Origin of the sequence: Nonomuraea cypriaca, from assembly GCF_015645445.1 — a bacterium.
GTDB lineage: Bacteria > Actinomycetota > Actinomycetes > Streptosporangiales > Streptosporangiaceae > Nonomuraea > Nonomuraea cypriaca.
Genome location: NZ_JADOGI010000048.1, coordinates 1 through 24,651, shown reverse-complemented (window position 1 = coordinate 24,651; position 24,651 = coordinate 1). Strand labels below are relative to the sequence as shown.

At 70.7% G+C, this 24,651-nt stretch carries 26 protein-coding genes; 18 read left to right on the top strand and 8 right to left on the bottom strand.

Features of this window, described 5'->3' with window-relative positions; translation table 11 throughout:
• The first annotated feature begins 12 nt into the window (after positions 1-12).
• Together ITP53_RS18005 and ITP53_RS18000 are read left to right on the top strand one after the other, a co-directional pair.
• Entirely contained in the window at positions 13-495 is a 483-nt protein-coding gene (locus ITP53_RS18005; RefSeq protein WP_195896556.1) for a MarR family winged helix-turn-helix transcriptional regulator, read from the top strand.
• Positions 496-591: 96 nt separating this feature from the next.
• On the top strand, positions 592-1,005 hold the full coding sequence (locus ITP53_RS18000; protein ID WP_195896555.1) for an STAS domain-containing protein: 414 nt from the start codon (positions 592-594) through the stop codon (positions 1,003-1,005).
• On the opposite strand, the gene ITP53_RS17995 is transcribed toward ITP53_RS18000, so the two are convergent.
• Both ITP53_RS17995 and ITP53_RS17990 read right to left on the bottom strand, forming a co-directional pair.
• Positions 971-1,816, bottom strand: coding sequence for an alpha/beta fold hydrolase (locus ITP53_RS17995; RefSeq protein ID WP_236050931.1), 846 nt, complete (start codon positions 1,814-1,816; stop codon positions 971-973). The two genes, ITP53_RS18000 and ITP53_RS17995, sit on opposite strands and share 35 nt — an antisense overlap.
• 180 nt (positions 1,817-1,996) lie before the next feature.
• A complete protein-coding gene (locus ITP53_RS17990) occupies positions 1,997-3,397 on the bottom strand; it encodes a dihydrolipoyl dehydrogenase family protein (protein ID WP_328814889.1) in 1,401 nt (466 codons plus the stop codon).
• Between the two features lie 385 nt (positions 3,398-3,782).
• Between ITP53_RS17990 and ITP53_RS17985 the strand changes: the two genes are divergently transcribed.
• The 3 genes from ITP53_RS17985 to ITP53_RS17975 all read left to right on the top strand — a co-directional run bounded on the left by ITP53_RS17985 (position 3,783) and on the right by ITP53_RS17975 (position 6,964).
• A complete protein-coding gene (locus ITP53_RS17985; RefSeq protein WP_195896552.1) occupies positions 3,783-4,565 on the top strand; it encodes a hypothetical protein in 783 nt (260 codons plus the stop codon).
• 2 nt (positions 4,566-4,567) lie between these two features.
• The gene (locus ITP53_RS17980; RefSeq protein ID WP_328814887.1) at positions 4,568-5,377 is read left to right on the top strand and encodes a class F sortase; all 810 of its coding nucleotides are present in this window, start codon (positions 4,568-4,570) and stop codon (positions 5,375-5,377) included.
• Positions 5,378-5,863: 486 nt separating this feature from the next.
• Complete coding sequence (locus ITP53_RS17975; protein WP_195896551.1) at positions 5,864-6,964, top strand: sialidase family protein; 1,101 nt, start codon at positions 5,864-5,866, stop codon at positions 6,962-6,964.
• Positions 6,965-7,008: 44 nt separating this feature from the next.
• Here ITP53_RS17975 and ITP53_RS17970 read toward each other — a convergent pair whose 3' ends face one another.
• Positions 7,009-7,482, bottom strand: a complete 474-nt coding sequence (locus ITP53_RS17970) for a DUF6789 family protein (protein ID WP_195896550.1) — start codon at positions 7,480-7,482, stop codon at positions 7,009-7,011.
• Between the two features lie 81 nt (positions 7,483-7,563).
• Here ITP53_RS17970 and ITP53_RS17965 point away from each other — a divergent pair, with 81 nt between their 5' ends.
• Positions 7,564-8,367, top strand: coding sequence for a hypothetical protein (locus ITP53_RS17965; protein WP_195896549.1), 804 nt, complete (start codon positions 7,564-7,566; stop codon positions 8,365-8,367).
• Positions 8,368-8,384: 17 nt separating this feature from the next.
• Here ITP53_RS17965 and rfaE2 read toward each other — a convergent pair whose 3' ends face one another.
• Positions 8,385-9,821, bottom strand: coding sequence for a D-glycero-beta-D-manno-heptose 1-phosphate adenylyltransferase (gene rfaE2, locus ITP53_RS17960; protein WP_195896548.1), 1,437 nt, complete (start codon positions 9,819-9,821; stop codon positions 8,385-8,387).
• Between the two features lie 94 nt (positions 9,822-9,915).
• Between rfaE2 and ITP53_RS17955 the strand changes: the two genes are divergently transcribed.
• The 3 genes from ITP53_RS17955 to ITP53_RS17945 all read left to right on the top strand — a co-directional run bounded on the left by ITP53_RS17955 (position 9,916) and on the right by ITP53_RS17945 (position 11,737).
• Entirely contained in the window at positions 9,916-10,986 is a 1,071-nt protein-coding gene (locus tag ITP53_RS17955) for a glycosyltransferase family 9 protein (protein ID WP_195896547.1), read from the top strand.
• The gene (locus ITP53_RS17950; RefSeq protein ID WP_195896546.1) at positions 10,983-11,237 is read left to right on the top strand and encodes a hypothetical protein; all 255 of its coding nucleotides are present in this window, start codon (positions 10,983-10,985) and stop codon (positions 11,235-11,237) included. The genes ITP53_RS17955 and ITP53_RS17950 overlap by 4 nt, the downstream gene beginning before the upstream one ends.
• A 161-nt stretch (positions 11,238-11,398) precedes the next feature.
• Positions 11,399-11,737 carry an SDR family oxidoreductase gene (locus ITP53_RS17945; protein WP_236050929.1) on the top strand — a complete coding sequence of 113 codons (339 nt, stop codon included), beginning with the start codon at positions 11,399-11,401 and terminating at the stop codon, positions 11,735-11,737.
• A 78-nt stretch (positions 11,738-11,815) separates the two neighbouring features.
• Here ITP53_RS17945 and ITP53_RS17940 read toward each other — a convergent pair whose 3' ends face one another.
• Positions 11,816-13,333, bottom strand: coding sequence for a golvesin C-terminal-like domain-containing protein (locus ITP53_RS17940; protein WP_195896545.1), 1,518 nt, complete (start codon positions 13,331-13,333; stop codon positions 11,816-11,818).
• A gap of 182 nt (positions 13,334-13,515) precedes the next feature.
• On the opposite strand from ITP53_RS17940, the gene ITP53_RS17935 reads away from it, so the two are divergent.
• The 4 genes from ITP53_RS17935 (at position 13,516) to ITP53_RS17920 (ending at position 19,929) form a co-directional block, all read left to right on the top strand.
• A complete protein-coding gene (locus tag ITP53_RS17935; RefSeq protein WP_195896544.1) occupies positions 13,516-15,462 on the top strand; it encodes a family 10 glycosylhydrolase in 1,947 nt (648 codons plus the stop codon).
• A 41-nt stretch (positions 15,463-15,503) separates the two neighbouring features.
• Complete coding sequence (locus ITP53_RS57600) at positions 15,504-16,595, top strand: sensor histidine kinase (RefSeq protein ID WP_195896543.1); 1,092 nt, start codon at positions 15,504-15,506, stop codon at positions 16,593-16,595.
• 598 nt (positions 16,596-17,193) lie between these two features.
• Entirely contained in the window at positions 17,194-18,705 is a 1,512-nt protein-coding gene (locus ITP53_RS17925) for an SLC13 family permease (protein WP_207756083.1), read from the top strand.
• Between the two features lie 30 nt (positions 18,706-18,735).
• Complete coding sequence (locus tag ITP53_RS17920; protein WP_195896542.1) at positions 18,736-19,929, top strand: glycerate kinase; 1,194 nt, start codon at positions 18,736-18,738, stop codon at positions 19,927-19,929.
• A gap of 79 nt (positions 19,930-20,008) precedes the next feature.
• On the opposite strand, the gene ITP53_RS17915 is transcribed toward ITP53_RS17920, so the two are convergent.
• Together ITP53_RS17915 and ITP53_RS17910 are read right to left on the bottom strand one after the other, a co-directional pair.
• On the bottom strand, positions 20,009-20,458 hold the full coding sequence (locus ITP53_RS17915; RefSeq protein ID WP_328814879.1) for a hypothetical protein: 450 nt from the start codon (positions 20,456-20,458) through the stop codon (positions 20,009-20,011).
• Positions 20,443-20,745, bottom strand: coding sequence for a hypothetical protein (locus ITP53_RS17910; protein ID WP_195896541.1), 303 nt, complete (start codon positions 20,743-20,745; stop codon positions 20,443-20,445). The genes ITP53_RS17915 and ITP53_RS17910 overlap by 16 nt, the downstream gene beginning before the upstream one ends.
• Positions 20,746-20,818: 73 nt before the next feature.
• On the opposite strand from ITP53_RS17910, the gene ITP53_RS17905 reads away from it, so the two are divergent.
• The 5 genes from ITP53_RS17905 to ITP53_RS17890 all read left to right on the top strand — a co-directional run bounded on the left by ITP53_RS17905 (position 20,819) and on the right by ITP53_RS17890 (position 24,208).
• Positions 20,819-20,995, top strand: coding sequence for a hypothetical protein (locus ITP53_RS17905; protein ID WP_195896540.1), 177 nt, complete (start codon positions 20,819-20,821; stop codon positions 20,993-20,995).
• Between the two features lie 137 nt (positions 20,996-21,132).
• Entirely contained in the window at positions 21,133-21,261 is a 129-nt protein-coding gene (locus ITP53_RS59310; protein WP_268961067.1) for a hypothetical protein, read from the top strand.
• 6 nt (positions 21,262-21,267) lie between these two features.
• A complete protein-coding gene (locus tag ITP53_RS17900; RefSeq protein ID WP_328814876.1) occupies positions 21,268-22,419 on the top strand; it encodes a methyltransferase domain-containing protein in 1,152 nt (383 codons plus the stop codon).
• A gap of 160 nt (positions 22,420-22,579) precedes the next feature.
• Complete coding sequence (locus ITP53_RS17895) at positions 22,580-23,890, top strand: serine hydrolase domain-containing protein (protein ID WP_195896539.1); 1,311 nt, start codon at positions 22,580-22,582, stop codon at positions 23,888-23,890.
• A gap of 87 nt (positions 23,891-23,977) precedes the next feature.
• Complete coding sequence (locus ITP53_RS17890; RefSeq protein ID WP_195896538.1) at positions 23,978-24,208, top strand: DUF433 domain-containing protein; 231 nt, start codon at positions 23,978-23,980, stop codon at positions 24,206-24,208.
• Between the two features lie 28 nt (positions 24,209-24,236).
• Here the strand turns inward: ITP53_RS17890 and ITP53_RS17885 are convergent.
• Positions 24,237-24,651 (bottom strand): ABC transporter permease (locus ITP53_RS17885; protein WP_195896537.1); only part of this gene is annotated, 415 nt, incomplete at its 5' end.

The following is a 24,651-nucleotide window of genomic DNA, read 5'->3' as shown; positions in this document are numbered from 1 at the left end:
GGATCTGGTGCCATGAGCGACGCTATTGACGGGATTCTCGAGCAGTGGCGGCGCGAGCGGCCCGACCTCGACCTGACCGCCATGGGCGTCTTCGGGCGGCTGGCCCAGGTGATGCGGGTCATGGAGCCCCGGGTCGAGCAGGTCTTCACCAGGCACGGGCTGCGGCAGGGCGAGTTCGACGTGCTGGCCGCGCTGCGCAGGTCGGGGCCGCCGTACACGCTGATTCCCTCGGAGCTGTCGGCCGTGCTGATGATGTCGCGGGCCGGGATGACCAACCGGCTCGACCGGCTGGAGGCGGCCGGGCTGGTCGAGCGCAGCCTCGACCCCGCCGACCGGCGCAGCTTCCGCGTCCGCCTGACCGGCGAGGGCCTGCGGATCGTCGACGAGGTGCTCACCGAGCACGCCGCCAACCTGGCCCGCCTGGTCGCGCCGCTCACCGCGGAGGACACGGAGACGCTCGCGTCGATCCTGCGCAAGCTGCTCTCCCCTGAGTAAGGCGCGGGTCCAGAAAATCTCATGGGCGGGGAAAATCCGCGATCACCTGTGATATCGCCGCTCAGCGGGCAGTTTGTCGGGGTGGGCAGGAGCGGTTTGCGAATCGAGACGATCCGATATCTCCCGTGCACGGTCGTCCGCGCCAGCGGCGAGCTCGACCACGCGGGCCGGGTCCGGTTCAGCGCCTGTATCAACGAGATCTGGGACTGGTCGGACGGCCCGGTTCTCGTGTTCGACCTCGGCGACCTCGACTTCTTCGACTCCTCGATCATCGGTGTGCTGGGGATGGCGATGCAGCGGATGGAGGAGCAGGGCGGCGGCCGGATCATCGTGGTCCGGCCTTCCGAGCACCTGCTGTCGGTGTTGCGGCTGACGGACCTGCTGTCGCACGTGGAGCTGCGCGACAGCGTCGAGGAGACGGTCGCGGAGTTGATGACGCAGACGGAGCGGCCCCCCAGGCCCGTCGCACGTCTCGTCATGCGTGGCTGCGGGCGAGAAAGTCACGGCTGAGGGCGACGATCTCCGCCAGGTTGGTCTCCAGCGCCCAGTGGCCGCCATCGAGCAGGTGCAGCTCGGCGCGGGGCAGATCCCTCAGGTACGCGCGCGCCGCGCCCTCCGGCATGTAGCCGTCATGCGGTCCCCAGACGATCAGGGTCTGGGGCTGGTGCGTCCGCAAATAGCCCTGATATTTCGGGAACCAGGCGAGATTGTCCCGCAGACCCTCCATCAAGCCGACCATGATCTCGCGGCGGAGCGGGTCCGAGAGCTGGGGCCAGGCCAGCTTCCACAGGTCCGGGCTGATGAGCTCGGCCTGCTCCGGGGAGACGTCGTTCACGAACTCCTCGCGGAAACCCTCCTCGCTCACCGCCGCCGCCAGCTCTGCCCGTCCCTCACTGGTGGGATGGGACCAGTACGCCTGGAGGGGCGCGTACTTCGGGCCCAGCTCCTGCTCGTAGATGTCGCCGTTCTGGATGATGAGGGCGGCGATCCGCTCCGGCGTTCTGATGGCCAGGCGCAGGCCGATCTGGGAGCCGTAGTCGTGCAGGTAGAGGGCGAAGCGGCGGAGCTCGAGAGCGTTCGCGAACCGTTCCAGGAAACCGGCGTAGCCGTCGAAGGTGTAGGAGAAACGCGCCGGGTCGGGGGTGCCGCTGTAGCCGAAACCGGGGAAGTCGGGCGCGAGCAGCCGCCATCGGTCGGCCAGCGCCGGCATGTAGTGGCGGTACTGGTAGGACGAGCAGGGATAGCCGTGCGGCAGCAGCAGGGCCGGCGCGTCGGCGGGGCCCGCCTCCCGGTAGAAGATCTCGACCCCGTCGAGTCGCATGCGCCGGTGCCTCACAGCCGATGTGACATCCATGGACGCACACCTAGCCACGTGCGTGGGTCACAAACCGTCCTTCCGCCAGAGACCTGGGCTGCCGCCGTCGGGGGCGCTGTCGGAGACCTGTGCTGCCCGCCGTCGGGGGCGCTGCCAGAGACCTGTAGCCCGCCGTCGGGGGTGCTGTCAGAGGCCGTACGTTTCCAGGAGGCGCAGCCAAACCTCGCTGACCGTGGGATACGAAGGGACGGCGTGCCAGAGCCGGTCGAGCGGCACCTCGGCGGTGACCGCGATCGTGGCCGCGTGCAGCAGCTCCGCCGCGCCAGGGCCGACGAACGTGACCCCGAGCAGCACCTTCCTGTCCTCGTCGACGATCGCCCTGGCCCGGCCGCGATAGCCCTCGCCCAGCAGGTAGGCCCCCGTGACGTTGCCCATGTCGTAGTCCACCACGCGCACCCGGAAGCCGGCCTCGCGAGCCACCCGCTCGGTGCGGCCGACGGCGCAGATCTGCGGATCGGTGAAGATTACCTGCGGCGCGCCGTAGCCGTCGGCGAGGTCGCGCATCGCGGGCAACTCGTCGCCGCGGGCCCGCGCCGCGATCACGTCGCCGCAGATCCTGGCCTGGTATTTGCCCATGTGGGTGAGGAGGGCGCGGCCGTTGAGATCGCCCACGGCGTACAGCCAGCCCCCGGGCACGCCGGTCGCCCGCATGCTGTCGTCCACCTCGACGATGCCGTCGGGCAGGCCGACCGTCCCGAGCCCCAGGTCACTGGTCGCGGCCCGGCGGCCAGTCGCCACCAGCAGTTCGTCGGCCTCCAGCGGCGGCTCCGCGCCCAGGTGCACCGTCACCTTCCCGCCTGGCTCGGGGCGCTCGATCCTGTCGGCCTCGGCGTGGAAGCGTACGTCGATCCCGGCGTCCGCGAACGACTCGGCCAGCATCTCTCCCGCGAACGGCTCCATCCTGTTCAGCAGGCCGTCACCGCGCACCAGCACCGTGGTCTGCCGGGCGCCGAGGCCGTGCATGGCCTGCGCCATCTCACAGGCGACCACGCCGCCGCCGATCACAACCAGGCGCTCGGGGATCGAGGCTGTCGCGGTCACCTCGTGGTTGGTCCACGGATTCGCCTCGGCCATCCCCGGTACCCGTGGCACCACCGGTGTGCTGCCCGTGGCCAGGACGACCGCCTGTCGCGCCGTCAGCACCCGCTCGCCGTCCTCCGTGGTGACGCGTACGGTCTTGGTGCCGTCGATGCGGCCGTGCCCGCGTACGAACTCGGCCGGCACGCCCTCGATCCACCCCACCTGACCGCTGTCGTCGAAGTGCTTGACCGCCTCGTCGCGCCTGGCCAGCACGGCGGCCACGTCGATCTCTCCGAGGGACAGCCCGGGGACCCGCGCCACCTCGCCCGCCAGGTCGACCGGTCGCAGCAGCGCCTTGCTCGGCACACACGCCCAGTAGGAGCACTCGCCACCGGCCAGCCGCTCCTCGACGATGGCCGCGGTCAGGCCACCCCGCACGGCCCGGTCCACGACGTTCTCACCGGCGGGACCCCCGCCGATCACGATGACGTCGAACTCGTCAGCCACCACAGCCTCCAGAAGGACTCGTCTATGCATGAAACTCTCTCACGCCCGGATTCGCGTTCTGCGCCGGGTCTGCGCTTGGTCTGCGCTGGGCCTGCGCCGGGTCTGCGCTTGGTCTGCGCCGGTTCTGCGCTGGTTCTGCGCTGGGTCTTCGCTTGGTCTGCGCTGGGTCTCCGCCCGGTCTGCGCCTGGTCGCCGGGATGACGCCTGGCTTGCGTGAGACCTTTCATTGCGCTCGGTGGCCGGGCTTGCGTGAGACCTTCATTGGGCCCTGTCGCCGGGCTTTGCGTGAGAGACCTTTCATCTCGTGCTCATGGTGGCCCAACGGCCGCCCGAGAACCTGAGGTCAGCCGCGGAGAGACCGCGGAGGACATCGGGAGGCATTCAGATGGCTCAGACGTTAAAACGGCTCGTGCTCACGATCGCGGTCGCACTCGGGCTGGGCACGACAGGCACACTCGTCCTGACCACGACCGCCCAGGCATCCGCCGCCCCCCACATCGCCACGGCCATCGCCGACGACGATGACGACGGCCCTCGCGGTGGTGTCGACGCGGGCGTGGGCGGCGCAGCGCGTGACGACGATGACGACGACGACGCTCCCAGGGGTGGAGTCGACACAGGCGCGGGTGGCGCCGCCGCCCGTGACGACGATGACGATGACGCTCCGAGGGGTGGGGTCGACACAGGTGTGGGTGGCGCCGCCGTCCGCGACGACGACGATGACGACGGGCCGCGAGGTGGTGTCGACGCCGGCATGGGTGGCGCCGCCCGCGACGACGATGACGACGACGACAACCCGCGCGGGGGCGTGGACACCGGCGTGGGCGGTGCGTCGCACGATGACGACGACGGCGCGCCTCGTGGCGGTGTCGACACGGGTCTGGGCGGTGCCGCCCACGACGACGATGACGACGACGCTCCCAGGGGCGGAGTCGACACCGGGAAGGGCGGAACCGCCAACGGCGCGGCCGGCGAAACCGGGACGACCGTGACTGGGACGGCCGGAAGCGGCACCGCCGAGAGCGGGCCTGCGGATGGTGCCGCCGCCGGGCAGGTGGCTGCTGAATCCCGCGGCGCGGTGCCGTTGGTGCCGCTGAGCCTGGCGATCGCGGGGCTGTTCGCCGTGGGCGCGTACTGGCTGCGGCGCGCGTTCTTCTCGGGCCGCTGATCATGCGAGCACACGTGGCGGCCGCCACCTTCGCGCTGGTCACGGTGGCAGGCTGCGCCACCGTGCCGGCCACCACCCCACCCCCGCCCAAGGCCATGAGCGGGGTTGCGTCCGCAGTCCCGGTCCCGTCCGGGGCCATGAGCGGGGTCGTGCCCGAGTCTGTGGCTCCGGTCCCGTCCGGGGACATGAGCGGGGTTGCGTCCGAGTCTGTGGCGCCGGTCCCGCATGGGGTGGGGTCTCCGGTCCCGCTCGGGGGCACACCCCTGGGTAAGGGGGCGCGATCGGCGCCGGTCTCCGAAAGTCCTTCGGATACGAGGGCCGGATCGGGTACTGGGAGCGGATCGGGTACCGGGAGCGGGACGGGTGTGGCGGCTGATGTGGCCAATCCTGTGCGGTTGCGCGTTCCGGCCATCGGAGTCTCGACCCGGGTGACCCCGCTGCGGCTCGACGCGAAGGGGCGGCTGGTCGCGCCCGAGCGGTTCGACCGGGTGGGCTGGAACAAGGCCGGTCCCGAGCCGGGCGAGCAGGGCGTGGCGGTGATCGCCGGCCACGTCGACTCGGCCACCGGGCCCGCGGTCTTCTACCGCCTGCGCCAGTTGCGGAAGGGCGACCGGGTCCACGTCGACCGGGCCGACGGCAGCACCGCCACGTTCGTGGTCGGGCGCCTGGCCCGCTATCCGAAGAGCCGCATCCCGAACAAGGAGGTCTACGGATCGGGACGAGGCGCCGAGCTACGGCTGATCACCTGCGGCGGAACCTTCGACCGGACCCGCCGCAGCTACCGAGACAACCTGATCGTGTTCGCCCGCTGAACCACCAACCCCCTGTGCTGCTGAGGAGCTGACTTCCTCCTCCTCAGCACCCCTCCGGTGCTGGTGGGAGGAGGAGATGGCTTCCTCCTTCCCAGCACCTCGCCGGTGCTGATGGAGAAGATGACCCCCACTTCTCGTCAGCGCCACAAGTGCTGTCGAGAGAATGTCCCCGTCTCGTCAGCACATCCCCGGGTTGTCGGGGAACCGGACTCGCTCCCCGACAACAACCCTGTGCCGCTGAGGAGCAGGCTCCTCCTCAGCGGCACAGCCATGTCTCCATTCCCAACCCCTGTGCGGACTCGATGTCCAACGTCCAGATCTTGCTGATGGTGACACGACTCTTGTACACCGCCTTTCGCATCTCTCCGGCGTGGACACGGAGTGTCTCTTCTGTCGCGTCGGTCCCTGGTCCATCGATCGGCGCATTCGTCTTCGTGTAGGGCTGACGTCGGACGGTGTTCACGCGGGAGCCGTAGCGTGCCGCGCATGGCGGATCGTTATCCCACGTCGGTTCCGTACCGGCAGGCGATGGATGGCTATCACACGTACCGGATTCCCGCGGTGGTGATGACGGGGGCGGGGACGGTGCTGGCGTTCGCGGAGGGGCGGCGAGCCTCGGCAGGTGACTCCGGGCACATCGACCTGGTGCTCAAGCGGTCCACGGACGGCGGCGCGACGTGGGGCGACCTGGTGGTGGTCGCCACGGAGCCGCGCCGTGGCACCGCGGGCAACCCGGCGCCGGTGGTGCTGGCCGACGGCAGGATCGTGCTGGTCTTCGTCCGGCAGGGCCCGTCGGCGACCGAGGACAAGATCCGACGCGGTCAGGTGGCGGCGGCCGACGGGCGGCGGGTGTTCGTACAGGTGAGCTCCGACGACGGGGTGAGCTGGTCGGCGCCGCGCGAGATCACCGGCACTGTGAAGCGGCCCGAGTGGCGCTGGTACGCGACCACCCCCGGGCATGCGATCGAGCTGCGGGAGGGCCCGCACGCGGGCCGGATCCTGGTCCCCGGCAACCACTCGGCCCCACCGCAGGGCTCGGACAACGGGACCGAGGGCAAGTACAACGGCGGTCACTGCCTGCTGAGCGACGACGGCGGCGAGACCTGGCGCATCGGGTACGTCGACGACAACCCCGACGGCTACGTCAACGTCAACGAGACCACGGCCACCGAGCTGCCCGGCGGGCGCGTCTACCTCAACACCCGCACCGACTCCACCGCCCCTGGCACCAGGGCCGACGCCTACTCGGCCGACGGCGGCGAGACGCTGGAGCTGCCGTTCCGTCCTCAGGCCGGGCTGACAGGGCCGGTGGTGGAGGGCAGCGTGCTGTGGTGCGGCTCGCCGGACACATTGCTGTTCTCGGGTCCGGCGGCGCCCGACGCGCGGGCGTTGCTGACGGTACGCGCCAGCGGCGACCTCGGCGTCACGTGGCGCCCTGTGCACACGGTCTCCGGACTGCCGGCCGCCTACTCCGACCTGGTCAGGGTGGAGGGGGACACGGTGGGGCTGCTGTTCGAGACGGGGAGCTTCGGCCCGTACGAGAGCATCGCCTTCCGCCGCATCCCCATCGCCGAGCTGGTCCCGTAGCGGACGAAAGCGTCAGCGGACGAAAGCGTCAGCGGACGAAAGCGTCAGCGGTCGTGGTGCGGCCAGGGGGAGGCGGCCACAACGGCGCCGTAGAGCAGGTGGTCGGCGAGCAGGGCGAGGCGTTCCTTGGCGGTGTTCGGCTGACGTGGCAGGCCCAGTGCGGGGGCGATGGCCAGCTCGAACCCCGCCCAGAACAGCACGCCGTATACCGGCCCCGCCCACGGTCGCCCACGCACCGCGCGCGGCAGGACGCCGAAGAACGCGCCGCCGGCCGTCCCGTACAGACAGTGCACGGCCTCGACCACGGCGGCGCGGCGCTCGGCCGGGATACGGTGGAAGGCGCCCGGCGCGGTCCGCTCGATGACCGACTCCGGCGGCGTGCTGGCGACGAGCCCCAGCGCGGTCGTCATCTGGCGCAGACCGGACATCGACATGGACGCGATCGTTCCCCGCGCCGCCGCCCGGACGATGGGCCTGCTCCATCCGCCTTCACGCTGGTCGGTGCGGGTCTGGGTCATGGTTTGCCACCTTCGCTGGCGCGGTATGTCCGTTACGTAGAGGTACCGGTCGCCTGCCAAAAGTCACAAGGACTAAACCTCATGTCGCTGAACCAACTCATCGGCCGGATCGCGCGGACCGTGCTGTACGAGGGCTACCCGCCCTACCACCAGGCCGGGAGCGAGCGGCGGTGGACGTTCGGCGGCGTGCACCCGGAGGCGTACGGCCGGGCCAACGAGGGCTGCCCGTGGTGGACCAGGAGCCAGTGCCTGATCGAGGCGGACCAGGACGACACGGTCGACGTACATGTCCGGTTCCTGCACCTCGTCAGTCGCGAGGTGGCCGTCCGGCGCGGCGGCGAGGTGACGCCGGTGGCCGAGCTGACCGTGGACGGCGTTCGGCACGTCGCCGGCGAGGAGGCCGTGGAGCGCGAGGTGGCGGCGACCGGGCTGCGGCTGGGCGAGCTGGCCGGGATCCCGGAGATCATGGAGATCGCCGTCCCCGCCGGCCAGCGGGCGGAGTGGCTGGACGGGGACGGGGTGCTGCTGCGCGGCTGGGAGGCGCTCAGCGGCCGGGTCGAGGTCCTGGCCGAGCCGGTGCGGCAGGGGGTCTTCAGGCTCACCCTGAGCGTGGTCAACACCTCCCCGTGGCCGGGCGGCCCGCGCGCGGAGGCCATGCGGCACACGCTGGTCTCGGCGCACTCCGTGCTGCGTTCCGACGCGGGGCGGTTCGTCTCGCTCATGGACCCGCCCGCGCACCTGCGGCGGCTCGCGGCCGGGTGCCGCAACATCGGGACCTGGCCGGTGCTGGTCGGCGCGGAGGGCGAGCGGCACGCGATGCTGTCCTCACCGGTCATCCTCTGCGACTACCCGGTCGAACTCAGCGAGCGACTGCTCACCTCCTGAGCCCTTCAAGCGAGGCGTCAGCCGAGTGAGGCGCCCGGGAGGGATCGCATGCGGCCGATGATGGCCGTGGTGGAGCGGTCGGGCAGGTAGGAGAGCACTCGCACCTCGCCGCCCAGCGAGCGGACCAGCGGCGCCTCAGCCAGCATCTCCGGGGTGTAGTCGCCGCCTTTGACGTAGACCTCCGGCCGGATCATCCTGATCAGGCGTTCGGGTGTGTCCTCGTCGAACTCGGTCACGTAGTCCACGTCGTTCAGCGCGGCCAGCACGGACATGCGGTCCTCGCAAGGGATGACCGGCCGTCCAGGGCCCTTCAGCCGGGCCACGCCGGCGTCGCTGTTGACCGCCACCACCAGCACGTCGCCGAGCCGGCCCGCCTGTTCCAGGTACGTCACGTGCCCCCGGTGCAGCACGTCGAAGCAGCCGTTGGTGAACACGACCCGCTCACCCCTGCGCCGGTGCTCGTCGAGGAGCTGGGCCAGGCGCTCGGGCGGCTGCACCGTGCCCTCGTGGCGGCGCAGGGCGCGCAGCAGCTCGTACCGGGTGCAGACGGCCGTGCCCTGGCGGCGTACGACGACTCCGGCGGCGGCCTGACCCGCCTCCGCGGCCTCTTCGGGCGACGCGCCGCCGGCCAGCCACAGCGCGAACGCGGCGGTGTAGGTGTCGCCCGCCCCGGTGGCCATGTGGTGCGGCGCGGGGTGCGCGTACGTACGGTACGGCGGATGGCCGTTCCTGTGCAGCAGCGTGCCCTCGCCGTCCAGTGTGGTCACCACGATCCCGGCCCCGGTCAGCTCCAGCAGCCGATCCGAGCGGCCCATCAGGTACGACAGGCGGTCGGCCGGTTCGTCCGCCCCGTCGCCGAGCAGGCGTACGACCTCGGCGTAGTTGGGCAGCACCGCCGCGGGCGCCGACTCGCGCCAGGCCGCGATCGCGTGCGCGTCCACCACCAGCAGCGGGAGCCCGGCGAGCGCCCGGCGCACGGCCGGGGTGAACACGCCCCCGCCGTAGTCGCACGCCACGACCACGCTCGCGCCCGGCAGGGCCGTGGCCAGCCGGCGCAGCAGCTCCCGCTCGGCCTGCTCCGGGATGACGTCCAGGTCCTCCTCGTCGTAGCGGGCGGTGAGCTGGCCGCCGGCGACCAGGCGCCGCTTGTGCGCGGTACGCCGTCCAGGCACCGTCACCAGATCCGTGCCGACACCGAGCAGGCGCAGCGCCTGCACGAGGTCGTCCCCGCATTCGTCGTCGCCCACGACGCCGAGGAGCCGGACGCGACCGCCGAGTGCCACGAGGTTGGCCGCGGTGTTGGCGGCCCCGCCGGGCGCCTTCTCGATCGTCTCCAGGCTCATGACGGGCACCGGCGCCTCCTGCGCCAGGCGTTTGGCCGAGCCGCGCAGCCACGAGTCCAGCATGACGTCGCCGATGACCACGGCGCTGACCGTCTCGTCCAGGCTGCCCATGACATTCGAGCTACCTGCGAAAGGGCTGCTCAAACCCGGGCCGTCGGCGTTCGCGCAGGTTAGGAGCGGTGCGTACCCGGGTAGCCGGGCGGCTATGCGGGGCTCTTCGGTGGTCGAGGGTGTAGCGCGGATCGCCGTGCTGCGGGCGAACGCCGTCGGCGACTACCTGATGGCCGTCCCGGCGCTGGAGGCGCTCAAGGGCGCCTATCCGGACGCCCGTCTCACCCTGCTCGGCACGTCGTGGCACGCCGAGTTCCTCACCGGCCGTCCGGGGCCCGTGGACGACGTGGTGGCGCTGCCGCCCATCTCGGGCGTGTCCACGCAGGAAGCCGGGCATCCGCCGTCGGAGGAGTTGTGCGAGGAGTTGCGTGAGCGCCGGTTCGACCTCGTGGTGCAGATCCACGGGGGAGGGCGCTTCTCCAACCCGTTCGTGCGGCGGCTGGGGGCCCGGGTGACGGCCGGGCTGCGCGCTCCGGGGGCGGCGAGCCTGGACCGATGGGTGCCGTACACGTCCTACCACCACGAGACCCTGCGCTTCCTGCAGGTCGCCGCGCTGGTCGGCGGGGCCGGTGACGGGCTGGAGGAAGCGCCCGTGGCGGTCACCGCCGCGGATCGCGCCGAGTTGGCCGCCGTTCTGGGCGAGCCACCGCGTGGTCTGGTGGCCGTGCATCCGGGCGCGAACGATCCCCGGCGCCGGTGGCCCGTCGAGCGCTTCGCCGAGGTGGCCGACGGGATCGACCGCCCGATCGCCGTCACCGGCACCCGGGCGGAGAAGGACCTGGTGATGGGGGTGGTCACGGCGATGAGCCGGCCCGCGACCCCCGTCGTCGGCACGCTCGGCCTCGGCGGCCTGGCCGCGCTCTATGAGCGCTGCGACCTGGTGGTCGCCAACGACACGGGCCCGCGCCACCTGGCCGCCGCCGTCGGAACCCCCACGGTGGCGGTGTACTGGTGCGGCAACCTGATCAACGCAGGACCGCTCACCAGGACCCGGCACCGGCCGCTGATCTCCTGGACCACGGCGTGCCCGGTGTGCGGCGCCAGCGGCGTGGACCCGGACGTCGCGCGCTGCCCGCACGACCCGTCGTGGGTGACGGACGTGCCGGTCGGCCTGGTGATGGAGCAGATCACGGACTTGCTTACCGCGAAGGGGATGCTGACATGACCGACCACGCCGTGCTCGACGAGTTGCAGCAGGCGATCGACGAGGTCTTCCAGGGACGGGACCGGGTCGCGATCCGGGAGGTGTACGGGCAGGTGTCCGAGCACGTACGCGTGCCCGCCGACGTGCTGGCGCTGCTCAACGAGGTGCCCGAGGGCGCCTACAGCAAGCGGGACGTGACGGAGGCGATCAACGAGGTCATCCGGCGCCGCGGCGACCAGGACAGCCTGGGGCTGCTGCGGGCACCGAAGTAGCCGCCAGCCGATAATTCTTGACCGATCGCGGCCGGCGTCTTCGGCATGGTCGCGCCGCTGGCCGACTACGACGAGGACACCTGGGACGACGTGGTCGCGGTGAACCTCAAGGGTGTGTTCCTGCCGATCGCGCGCACGGCGGCGGCGCCGTCGTCGTCAACATGGCCTCCAACCTCGGCGCGCACTGGCGGCTGCCGGGCGCGGCCGCGTACGCCGCCTCCAAGGCCGGGGTGGGCTTCCTGACCCGCACCGCCGCCCGCGACCACATCGCCGACGGCGTACGCGTCAACGCCGTGAGCCCCGGTCCCATCGACTCGCCCATGTCGACGCGGCCGGGAGAGACCACCGAGGAGCGGGACGCGCGCATGAAGGACGGGCTGCCGATCGGCCGCGTCGCCACGCCCGGGGAGGTCGCGGCCGCGGTGCTGTGGCTGTCGTCACCTGAGTCGAGCTTCGTCGTGGGCCAGGACCACGTGGTCGACGGCGGCGCCACGGCCTGACCGCCGCTTCGGCGATCGCATGCCGTCCATGGGTACGGCCCGCGCCGGGTCGGGGCGCGGGCCGTACGGAAGGGATCTCTACCGGCTGATGCGGACGGCGTCGGCGATGACGAGCCCGACGCCGGACGTCCAGCGGCTCACACCGACCACGTTGTACGTGCCGGCGTTGAGTGCGAACGTGCCCAGGCTGCGCCAGGCGCCTCCGCCCGAGCGTTGGTCGACGTAGACGGTCTGGTTGCCGCTCGACGTCGCCACGATGTACGGCGCCGAACTGCTGTATCCCGGATCAGCCGGATGATAGACCTCCACCCGGTACGTCCCGGCGGCCGGAATCGTCGCCGAGTACCACGCCGGGTCGCTGGAAGCGACGGGGTCCGCGAAGCGGTAGTCGGCGCCGATGCGCTGGGTGGAGTAGGTGGAGGTGCCCCAGTTGGCGCTGGCGGTGAACTGACCGGCCGTGGCGTTGTCCACGGTCGTCGTGAACGTCGGCGGAGTGGTGCCGCCGCCGGTCACGTAGTTCATGAACGTGGTCCAGTTCCAGTTACGGCCCGGGTCGGTGTGGGTCGCCCCGGGGACCTCGCTGTGACCGACGATGCCAGTCCTGGTCTTGGGGATGCCGTACTTGTCACAGAGGTGCTTGACCAGCGCCGCGGAGGACCGGTACATCGCGTCGGTGAACCACGAGGCGTCGGCGACGAAGCCCTCGTGCTCGATGCCGATGGAACGGTTGTTGTAGGTCCCCGCGTGCCAGGCGACGTCCTTGTCCCGCACCATCTGGGTGACGGCGCCGTTGGACGACTTGATCACGTAGTGCGAGGAGACGTTGGCGCTGGGGTTCTGGAACCAGGAGATGGTGCCCGCGTACGAGCCCTGGGCGACGTGGATGACCACCCGGTCGATGTTGTAGCTCGTCTCGCGGCTGGACACCCGGTAGTTACCGGAGTTGGCCGGCACCCAGGCCGCAGGCCCGTAGTCGGTGCTGAGGATCCCGGCGTCGGCTCTGGAGTTCAGGTCGCGGGTTTCCGCGTACTCGCCGCGGTCCGCGGTGACCTCCTGGGGCTTGACCTGCACGCCCCGGGCGTTGACGCCGAGACCGAGGTTCTCGTACACGGCGTCGGCGTAGAGGCGGGCCAGTTCGGGCGAGGAGGCGTTGCCGTACTTGGCGACCGCCTCGTACCAGCGGCCGACGTCCTTCCTGGCCGTCTCGTCGAGGCCGATGCCGTCCGCGTGGGCGCGCAGCACGGCCGCGCCGCCGAGGATGTTGGCCGCGTCGTCGGTCCGCAGCTGGTCGGCGGAGAGGCCGGTCAGCTCGGCGGCCTTCTCGAGCGAGTGGTTGGTGGGGTTGCTGACCAGGTGCATCACGCCGTAGCCGTTGCTGCCGCTGGGCTCGCCGTTGTGGCCGTCGAGATGGGTCTCGGCGTAGGCGAGGGCCACGAGCAGGTCACGGGGTACGTCGTGGGCGGCCGCCGCCTTGGCGAACGCCGCCGGCAGCGCGGGCTCCTTGGCCGTGGCCAGTGCGGGTTGACCTGCGACGATCAGGAAAACCGCGAGGATCGAGGTGGCGAGGGCGGCTAATCGCGTGCGGGCGAGAGTCATGGGTGCTCCTCGTTTTGGGTATCGGCAGCACCGTACGGCACCTTCTGACTCAATGTCGACAATTGACATCAGTTCGGTGTTAGGTGAAACTTTTCTCCTGGAAATGCGATAGGGAGTGGCCGCTGAGATTGGGCCCGTGAAAACTATTGCGCTTTGGTCCGATCGCACTGAAACTTCCTTTCGTGACCGCGCTCCTGCGTACCGTCCTGGCGGCGCTCACCGCCGCACTCCTCAGCATCGTGGCCCCCACCTCCTCCGCCGCCGCGGCGGCCTGCGCGATCGATCCCGCGACCCCGAAGCGGCAGCTCAGGGCCATGTGGATCTCCTCGGTCGCGAACATCGACTGGCCCAGTCGCACCGGGCTGAGCGTGTCGGCGCAGCAGGCCGAATTCCGCGCCTGGCTGGACTTCGCCGTGCAGAAAAGGATGAACGCCGTCGTCGTGCAGGTCAGGCCGACGGCCGACGCGTTCTGGCCCTCGTCGTACGAGCCCTGGTCCCAGTGGCTGACCGGCACCCAGGGCCGCAACCCCGGCTACGACCCGCTGGCCTTCATGGTCAGCGAGGCCCACGCCCGCAACCTGGAGTTCCACGCCTGGTTCAACCCGTACCGGGTCGCCAACCACGACGACGTCAGCAGGCTCGTGTCCACGCACCCGGCGCGGCAGCACCCGGACTGGCGCTTCGCGTACGGTGGCAAGCTGTACTACAACCCGGGCATCCCCGAGGTCCGCGCCTTCATCGAGGACGCGATCATGGACGCCGTCTCCCGGTACGACGTGGACGGCGTACACCTCGACGACTACTTCTACCCGTATCCGGTGAGCGGGCAGAGCATCCCGGACTCCGCCACCTTCACCCGGTACGGCGGCTCGTTCGGCAACATCGCGGACTGGCGGCGCGACAACGTCAACCGGCTCGTACGCGAGCTCGACCAGCGCATCCACGCGGCCAAGCCGCACGCCACGTTCGGCATCAGCCCGTTCGGCATCTGGCGCAACTCCGGCACCGACCCGCTCGGCTCACGCACCTCGGGGCTGCAGTCGTACGACTCGATCTACGCCGACACCCGGCAGTGGGTGAAGCAGGGCTGGGTGGACTACATCTCGCCGCAGATCTACTGGCACATCGGGTTCTCCACGGCCGCCTACGAGGTGCTCACCGCCTGGTGGTCCGACGTGGTACGGGGCACCGGCGTGCAACTCGTCGTCGGCCAGGCCGCCTACCGCCAGGGCGCCTCCGGTGAGGACGCCGCCTGGCAGGACCCGAACGAGCTCAGCGACCACCTGACCGACAACAGGAAGCATCCCGAGGTGGTCGGCGACGTGTTCTTCAGCGCCAAGGACGTCAAGGCGGACCGGATCGGGTCCTTCACCAGGCTGATGAACGCCCACTACACCCGCCCCGCGCTGCTGCCCGCCCGCGGCTCCGCCGCCGCGCCGGCCGTGCCCTCGATCACCTCGGCGACCAGGGGCTCGAACGGCGTCCAGCTCTCCTGGACCGGCTCTGGCACCGCGTACGCCGTCTACCGCGTCGACGGCTCCCCCTCCGCCGCCGACCCGTGCTTCTTCGCCGACGCCAGGAACCTGATCGGCACCACCCGCCAGAAGTCGTTCACCGACGCCTCAGGCGCCGGGACGCAGACCTACTACGTGAGCGCGCTCAACAGGACGCACCAGGAGAGCTCGCCGAGCGCGGGCAGGGTTCCCGGCGGGTCGGGCGGCACGTTCAGCGTGGTGATCGACAACGTCGGCGCCGGCTTCACCGCCAGTGCGAACTGGGGCACCTCCACGTATTCTGCGCAGCTCCACGGCACCGACTACCGTTTCGCCGACCCGGTCGCGGCCAGCGATCCCGCCTGGTTCCGTGCGGCCATTCCGAGTGCGGGCAGTCATCGGGTCGAGGTGTGGTATCCGGGCAACGCCGGGTACAACAGCGCGACGCCGTACATCGTCGCGGCTTCCGGCGGGAACCAGACGGTCGTGGTGGACCAGCGCTCGGGTGGTGGGCAGTGGCGGGTGCTGGGGACGTACTCGCTGGCGGCGGGGACGTACAACGTGGTCGGGGTGAGCCGCTGGACCTCGACGACCGGTTACGTCATCGCCGACGCGGTTCGCATCACCAGGGTCTGATCGGGCTGGGCACGACAGGCCCGTGATCGTACGATGAGCCGGTGGACGGTGCCCGCCCCCGACCTGTCGACGCGGTCGCGGTCCTGGTCGCGGCAGGTTTGACGGTCGCGAGCGGTTTCGCGGCGCCGGTCCTCGTGATCCTGCTCGCGGCGGCGGTGCCGCTGTTGTGGATGCGGCGGGCGCCGCTGACCGTGGCCTGGATCGGCGCGGGCACCGCGGTCATGCTGCCCGTGCTGGCCGTGCTCGCGCCGTCCGTCGTGCCGTCCTTGGCAGGCGTGCCGGTGTGGCCGCCCGCGTCCGGATTCGCCGTGTACGGAGCGATGGCGTTCGCGGCCGACCGGCATCGCGGGCCGCTCCAGTGGATGCCGGTGGTGACGCTCGCCCTCGCGGTGCTGCTCCTCGCCGAGTGGCCGGGCACGGGCCCGGTCGTGCTCCGCACCGAGACGGTGATCGCCCTGGCCGCCCTGTACGGGAAGTACGTGGCGGCCGGCAGGCGGCTGCGCGCGGCGCTGGCGGAGCGGACCGAGCGGGTGGAGCGCGAGCGGCTGGCCGGTGAGATGCACGACGTGGTCACCCACCGGGTGAGCCGGATGGTGTTGAGGGCCGGATCGCTGGCGCGGGAGTCGGGGGACGAGCGTACGCGGGCGGCGGCCGAGGAGTTGCGCGCGACGGGATGCGCGGCGCTGGACGAGTTGCGGCACATGGTGGCGCTGTTGCGGCGCGGCACCGGGGAGGGGTTCGACCTGGGGCTGCCGCTGCCCGACCTGCGCCCGTTGGTCACCGAGTTCGCCTGCGCCGGGGTTCCTGTGGAGCTGGTGGTGACCGGTACCCCCACGCCCACCTCGGGTGCTGTGGGGCGGACGGCGTACCGGGTGGTGCAGGAGGCGCTGACGAACGTCAGCGAGCACGCGCCCGGGGCGGACGCGCGGGTCCTGATCCACTACCTGCCCGGCGCCGTCCAGGTCACCGTCAGCAACACCGCCACCCCCGCCGTCGTACGCCCCGCCGCCGACCCGGGAACGGGCCTTCTCGAACTGCGGCAGTGGGTGGAACTGGCCGGCGGCACCCTGGACGCCGGCAAGGACGAGAACGGCGGCTTCCGCGTCGAGGCCACCCTCCCCACCAGCTCCTGACCCGCCGGGCTCAGCCCCTTCCGTACCTGGGTGAAGATGAGAGCCTTTTCATCTGTGACTCATCGTTTGGGCGGTATCCGACCCGAACACTAAGAAGCATGAGCCTTCTGCGACGCATGGCAGTTCTGGGGGGAATCGTCGCGTTCCCTTTGGGGGTTGCCGCAATGAGCCACGCTCTGTCCGGTTCCGCCGGCCGCCCGGAGACCCCGGCGAGCGTGCAGGTCACCAGTGAGCCCGCCACCCCAGTCGGCACGCCTGCGAACCCCCGCCCCACGCAGAGCACATCGCCCTCAACCACCGCATCGCCGCCCGTCACGCCGGCATCCAGTGCGGCGCCCTCAGCCACGCCCGCGCCGCAGCGACCGGTCGCGCCCGTGTCGCCCTCGGCCCATGAGGACGACGACGGCGACTCCGACGATGACTCCGGTGACTTCCATGACTCGGGTGACGACTGACGACGCGCGCCGCTCCAGGCGTCGCCAGGGCCGCGCGGTCCCGAAGATGAAGACCCTCTCATAGACGGTTCATCTGCGCCTAACCGCCCGTCCCCACGCTGGACCAATCGGGCAATCAGTGCGTTACGGCAGATGGGGGTTCCGTGGCAGAGGCGACGACGGCGGCAGGGTCCACCTCTCCGGGCGATCGGTCATCCACGGCCGGCGGGCCGGAAGGCAAGGACCGATCGGCGGCCAGACGTACGAGGCGGCGGATTCTCGTCGGCGGCGTTGCCATCGCGGCCTGCGCCGCCATCGGGTTCGGCGCCACCGACCTGGCCACAGGCGGACGCATCACCCTGGCGGTCTTCGTTGTCGCGACGCTGTTGTGGATGTTCACCTCGGTCGATGACACGTTCGTCGCGCTGGGCGCCGGTCTCGTCCTGGTCGTCACCGGGGTCCTGGAGGTCGAGGTGCTCTTCGGCAGCCTGGGCGATCCGACGATCTGGCTGCTCATCTTCGCCTTCGTGATCGCGGCGGGGGTCTCCAGCTCCGGGCTCGCCACCCGGGCCGGCGCGTTCCTCGTGGCCGGCGCCAGGAGCGTTCGGCAACTCGCCCACCTCACGACCGCCGCGCTGGTGGTGAGCGCGTTCGCGATCCCGGCGACCTCCGGGCGGGCGGCGCTGGCGTTGCCGATCTTCCTCGCCCTCGCGCGAGCGCTCGGGGAGCGCCGCCGGGTCGTCCTCGCGCTGGCCCTGATCTTTCCCACGGTGATCCTGCTGTCCGCCGTCGCCACACTGATCGGGGCCGGCGCGCACCTCATCTCGATCGAGATGCTGGCCCACACCACCGGGCAGCGGATCGACTTCGTTCAGTGGCTGCTGCTGGGGGTGCCGCTCGCCATCGTCTCCTCGCACCTCGCGGCCGAGTTGGTGTTGCTGCTCACCACGCGGCGCGCGGACCGGAAGGGGCCGGTGCGCATCACCGCCGAATCGATCGGCGAGGCCACGAAAACGCCGGTCACCGGGCGGCTGAGCGAGGCCCAGACGCGCTCGGCCACGCTGCTCGCCGTGATCGTCGTACTGTGGTGCAGCGAGCCCCTGCACGGTGTCCCCCCGGCCGTGGTCGCCTGCGTCGGCGCGCTCGTCACCGCTTCTCCGGGGCTCGGGACCGTCCGGCTGCGCGACTCCTTCGCCACGGTTCCCTGGCCGATGCTGCTCTTCATGGCGGCCACGATGGCGATGGGCGCCGCGCTGACCACGTCCGGTGCGGCGGCCTGGATCACTGACGGCCTGTTCGAACCGGGTCGGGGAGCCGCGCTGCCGGCCTGGATGTTCCTCGGCGTCGTCATCGCCTTGAGCACCGCCGCCCATCTGGTCCTGCAGTCACGTTCGGCCCGGTCGAGCGTGCTCGTCCCGCTGGTGATCGCCGCCGCGTCCGGAGCGGGGGTCTCTCCGGCCGCTGCGGCGTTCGCCTCCACCGCTGCCGCCGGCTTCTGCCAGACGCTCCCGTCGTCGGCCAAGCCGGTGGCGCTCTTCCACCAGGTCGACGGCGTCACGACCTACACCCCTCGTGACCTGCTGGGCGTGGCTGCCCTGCTGGCGCCGCTCACGGCCGGACTCGTCCTCCTCTTCGCCCTCATGGTGTGGCCGCACCTCGGCCTGCCGATCCACTGATCTTCCGCAACTTCCCTCTGAAGGAGAATCATGCTGCGCATCGTCGTCGCCCCGAGCGGCTTCAAGGAGTCGCTGACGGCCGAGGAGGTCGCGGAGGCCATCGCCCGCGGGGTACGCCGGGTCGTGCCGGACGCGGCGATCGACATGGTCCCGCTCATTGACGGCGGCGAGGGCACGGCGGCCGCTCTTGCCCAGGCCACCGGCGGGCATCTCGTCAAGCGTGTCACCACCGGCCCCACGGGGGAGCGGGTGCGGTCGCACTTCGCGATCATGGGCGGCCCGGGGCCGCGAACGGCCGTGGTCGAGATGGCGGCCACCGCCGGGCTGCGTCTGGTACCGGGTGACGAGCGCGACCCGGGCCGTACGACCACGTACGGGGTGGGTGAGCTCATCACGGCGGCGCTGGACGCGGGCGCCCGCCGGATCCTCGTGGGCTGTGGGGACTCGGGCACGTCCGATGGCGGCGCGGGGGCCCTGCAGGCGCTCGGGGCGCGGCTCCAGGACGCCGGCGGGGCGGAGATCGGTCGCGGTGGCGCCGCGCTGGCCCGGCTGCACCGTATCGACCCCGCCGGGCTCGACCCGCGTCTGTCGCGGACGGAGCTCCTCGTCGCCTGCAACCCCTGGAACCTGTTGTGCGGGGAGAGCGGGGTGGCCCGGGTGTTCGGGCCGCAGAAGGGTGCCACGCCCGAGCAGGCCGAACTGCTCGACAAGGCACTGTGCCGGTGGGCCGACGTGCTGGAGCGCGACGTGGGCCACGGGGGCGTCGACCTCCGTACCGGCCCGGGGACCGGCGCGTCGGGCGGGCTCGGAGCGGGCCTCGCCGCGCTCGGCGCCCGCCTCCTTCCCCGATTCGACGTGCTCCTCGACTACGTCGACCTCGACCGGCTGCTCGCCCGTTCCGACCTGGTGTTCACAGCTGAGGGCGCGATCGACTTCCAGACGTCGCGCGGCAAGATTCCCGCCGAGGTGGCCCGGCGCGCCAAGCGCTATGACAAGCCGGTGCTCGCGCTGGCCGGCACCATCGGCACGGACGCTCACCTCGCCTATGGATGTGGCATCGACGCCTTCACGAGCATCCTGCCCGCCCCGGTGGGACTCGCCGAGGCGATGTCCCGTGGCGCGGAGTTCCTCAGCGACGGCGCCGAACGAGCCCTGCGCGTGCTCCTCCTCGGCACCTACCTGACCTCCGTCGCCCGCCGCCGCCTCGCCCAGGCGTACGGCTAGCCGCCCCGCCGCTCCACGCCGGCCATATGGCGGGCCGCACAACTTCCGCCTCGGCGTGTCACCGGCCCGGTGGCCCCTCCTATACCTTCAGCCACTGGATCTGCCGCGACCCGAGCTCGACAGCGGCCTTGCACAGGGCCGGAACATGGGAGCCGTCGGCGGTGAGCAGGCGGCCCGGTGCGTTGGTGGAGGCCGCCGTGGCGGTCACGAGCGCGTCGATGACGTTGCTGTGACCGTCGAGCCCGGCACATTCCAGGAGCCCTGCCGCCAGGTCGGCCAGTTGCTCGCTGACGGGCACGATCACCAGCCGGGAGCGGAGCCAGCGCATGCGGGCCGCCGCCTGTCCGGTCCTTCGTTGCTCAGCGAGGGTAGCGACACTGATGGTCGCGGCATATCCATCCTCACGGGACACTTCCGCCAGGTCCACGGTGTCGGCATGGTTATCGGCCAGCAGCGAGAGGGCTTGGGCGTCGAGCACCAGCAGCGGCCCGGCAGCCGCGAACTGGGCGCGCCTCAGGCGTCGTGCCACCGACGCCTCGCTTGCTCCAATCGCTCATCACTGATGGGACCGTGCTGCCTCTCGTACTCATCCACGATCTCGCCCGTCTTCATCAGGGCCAGCCAGTGTTGGGCGGCTCTGGCCATGAAGGCGGAGAACTCACCGCGGCCGACGTGCGTGTCGATCTCGGCGGCAAGCTGCTCCGGCATGGTGATGGCTTTCTTGACCTTCGGGCCTGGCTCGTCGTGAGCGACGTACAGCGCGGCTCGGGAAGGCTCCTCGCGGTCGGGCATGGCACTGGCGGCTGCAGCGTTCATGACCTCATCATACTATTAGTATGACGATCAGCGAGGGCTGGTCCAGTAGTAGGCCCACGATGAGGAGGTCGCCGTGAGCGGGAGCCCTGCCCACCCCAGGACCTCTCCCGAGGAGTTGGTCAGGGCCAAGCGTGCCCGCCCGAGCGAGCCCCTGGATGATCTCGCCGCGCCGGACATCTTCGAGAACGACGAAGAGATGGAGGAGTTCTTGGCCTTCGCCTACGCCGAGCGCCACGCGCACTTGGGTTAGCCCGAACAGCAAATGAACAAGCGTCGCTGTGGTCTGGGGGTCGGGGAACGTCGATGTCGCCGGGAAGCTTCTTCCACGATCCGAACTGTAATTGTACGGTTACGTTATGCATCCAGGCGGAGCAAAGGAGATCGCGGGTGGGCAGCCACGAAGACCCCGAGAGCCCCAAGGATACGCCGCTCGACCCCAAACAGGGCGGCCAGGGCAGCAACGACGACGAGAACAAGACAGGCTCCGGCAAGCACGGCGACGACAAGGGGCGGTAAGAAGTAGTGGACGTCACCGCGCGGATGGATCGCCTGATCGCCGACCTCGACCCTGCCGGGGATATCAGGGACGTCGTCAAGCAGGCGGTCCGCGCGGTGCCCCGGCACCTTTTCATACCTGACGTCGGCCTCGTCTCGCCGCGCAAGACCGGCACCGCGTTCCTGATCGACCGTGACGCCGGCCCCGCCCTCTGGGGGGACACGGTCTACTCCGACACCACCGTCGTCACCCAACTCGACGACGGTGGCACCGACCTGAGCGAGATGGCCGGCGACTACACCTCTTCGGCGTCCGCTCCGAGCACGGTCGCCGACCTGCTGAACCTGCTGGATCCCGACCCCGGCCACGGGGTGCTGGAGGTCGGCACAGGCACCGGCTGGACCGCCGCCCTGCTGTCTCGGCTGGTCGGCGAGCACGGCGAGGTCACTTCGATGGAGGTGGATGCAGCCGTCGCCGAGCAGGCCGCCAAGAATCTCGCCGCCGCCGGCGTCCACCCGCATCTGGTGGTCGGTGACGGAGCGGCGGGATGCTCGCGGCGAGCACCGTTCGACCGGGTGCATGTCACGTGTGGCATCCGGACAGTGCCCTATGCCTGGGTCGCGCAGTCCCGGCCCGGCGCGGTGATCGTGCTGCCGTACTGTCCCGGGTTCGGCACCAACCACGCGTTGCGGCTCGTGGTCATGCCGGACGGGACCGCGGTCGGTCGCTTCCCGGGCTTCGCCTCGTACATGATGATGCGCTCGCAGCGCGGCACGCCCGACCGCCCGCCGCGCGGGCCCGACGACAAGCACCACCTCACCACCCGCGTCGATCCGCGCACGATCGCCTACGCTCCGGCCGGCGCGGACCTGGCCATTTCGGCGCTGACCGGCCTCACCTCCAACGGCAGTGCGGAACCTGACGAGGACGGCGACCTGTATCGGCTGTGGGTGTCCGACCCCGGCGACCCGTACTCGTGGGCGGCGGTGGACTGGAGGCCGGGCACCGTGGATTACAAGCTGTACCAGGTGGGCACCCGGCCCCTGTGGGACGAGGTCGTGGATGCCTATTTCCGGTGGGTGAGTTGGGGCGAGCCCGGTCGCGACCGGTTCGGTATGACGGTGACGCCCGAAGGGCAGCGCATTTGGCTGGATTTCCCCGACCGGATTGTGGAGTAGCCCGTCCTGTGTGCGGGCACCAGCAGGTCGCCGCCGCTCGACCAGACCCTTGGACAGCAACCTTGGACGATCGCGCCGAACGGGCGGTCGCGGTGGGGCAGGAGGGGCAATACCGGTGAATCCGGTTCGTCGAGGCCAATGATCCACTAGACATCTGGTCATGACGATAAACGAGGCGCATCTGTCCAGGACGAACGGCCTCAGCAGGCGGCGGCTGCTGGTGGCGGGTGCCACATTACCCGCCCTCGCTCTGGGAGCCTCCCGACCTGCGTTCGCCGCGACGGTCCAGACCGCGGGGGTGGCGCCGGCCGCGCTCGTCGGCTTCGACAACGTGCTGAAGACCTACATCGTGGAGCGCGGGATCTCCTGTGCGCAGCTGGCCATCACCAAGAACGGCAAGCTCGTGCTGGCCAGGGCCTACCGCTACAGTGACGACCCCTCCGTGCCGAAGTTCACGCCTACCTCGCTGTTCCGCATCGCGAGCCTCAGCAAGCACATCACCGCGGTGGCGATCATGCGGCTGGCGCAGGACGGCAAGCTGAGCCTGGGGACGTCCGTCGCCACGCTGCTCGGGCTTTCGACCACGGCCGACGCCCGGCTGGCGAACGTGACGGTGTGGCGGCTCCTGCAGCACACGGGCGGGTGGGACCGCGACATCTCGGGCGACTACCTGTACAACATGGACCACACCATCTCCAGATCGCTCGGCGTCTCTCTGCCGATCACGCGCGACCACATCATCCAGTACGCCTGCGGCCGCCCGCTCGACTTCGCCCCCGGCAGCATGTACGCCTACAGCAACTACGGCTACATGCTGCTCGGCATGATCGTCGAGAAGGCGTCGGGCATGGCCTACGAGTCGTACGTCCAGCAGAAGATCCTGGCGCCCGTCGGCATCACCCGCCTGCGGCTCGGCCGTACCCTCAAGGCGCAGGCCGCGCCCGGCGAGGTCGTCTACGAGTCGGCGCAGACAAGCAAAACCGTCACAGACGCGTCCGGCACGATAGTGCCGGCGCCGTACGGTGGCTTCAGCATGGAGAACCGCGGGCCGGGCGGCGGCTGGCTGGCCTCCGCGGTGGATCTGGTGCGCTTCGCGCGCATCCTCGACGCCCCCGGCACGGTGCTGAACGCGACGTCCATCGGCAGGATGGTGGCCAAACCCGAGATCGGCGTCACGGAGAGCGGCTCATGGTATGGCGCCGGTCTGTGGGTCCGCCAGGTGACGGGGCACCTCAACACCTGGCACAGTGGGGGGTTGCCGGGGACCTACACCTACACCGCCCGGCTCCAGAACGGCTTCACCTACGCCGCCCTGTTCAACCGGAATCAGGAGAGCGGGTCGCTGGACTTCGACGTGCTCAGCCCGCGGCTCGCGGACCTTGGCCTTGGCGTCGGACCACTTCACGAACTCGCTCATCGCCGTTCCTCCTTCTCCTTCTCGGCGCGGTACGAGCATGTGACCATGAGCTAGCGTTCAACGGTGAGTCACGGGCATCGCGGGTGTCCAGGTCGCTGGCGCGGGTGCGAGCTGACAGTATCGGGAGTGAGGGGCGGCACCATGAACTTCGATCGGATCACTGTCGAGCTCGACAAGCTCGAAGGCAAACCGACCATCCGAGGGCTGCGCATCACCGTGGAGACGGTAGTTCGGCTCGTCGCAGCCGGACGGACCTTCGATGAGATCTTGTCGGACTACCCCGATCTCGAACGCGAGGACATCAAACAGGGGCTTGAGTACGCGGCGGCCTCCACGAACGTTCACTTCTACCGCCTCCGCGAGCCGGCGTGAACTCCTTGGAAGTACGGGAGCCGAAGGCTCACCTCAAGGCGTCCGCCGGTTCCATCCTGGCGGCACGTAGCGCCGGGTAGAGGCCGGCCAGCAGGCCCACCACGGCGCCCGCGACCGGTGCGGCGACCGCGAGGCGTACGTCGAGCAGGGGCGTCCACTGGCGGGCCGCGGACACGGCGACGACCGTGATCACCCCCAGGGCGGCCCCGATCACGCCCCCGGTCAGCCCGATCAGCGTCGACTCCAGCAGGAACTGGCCCGCGATGTGCCGCCTGGCCGCCCCGAGCGAGCGGCGCAGGCCGATCTCGGGGACGCGTTCCATGACGGTGACGAGGGTGACGTTCGCGATGCCGATGGCGCCGACGACGAGCGAGACCAGGCCGAGGATCAGGAACAGCGCGTTGACGTCGTCCTGCGCCTGGTCGCGCGCCCGGGTCTGTCTC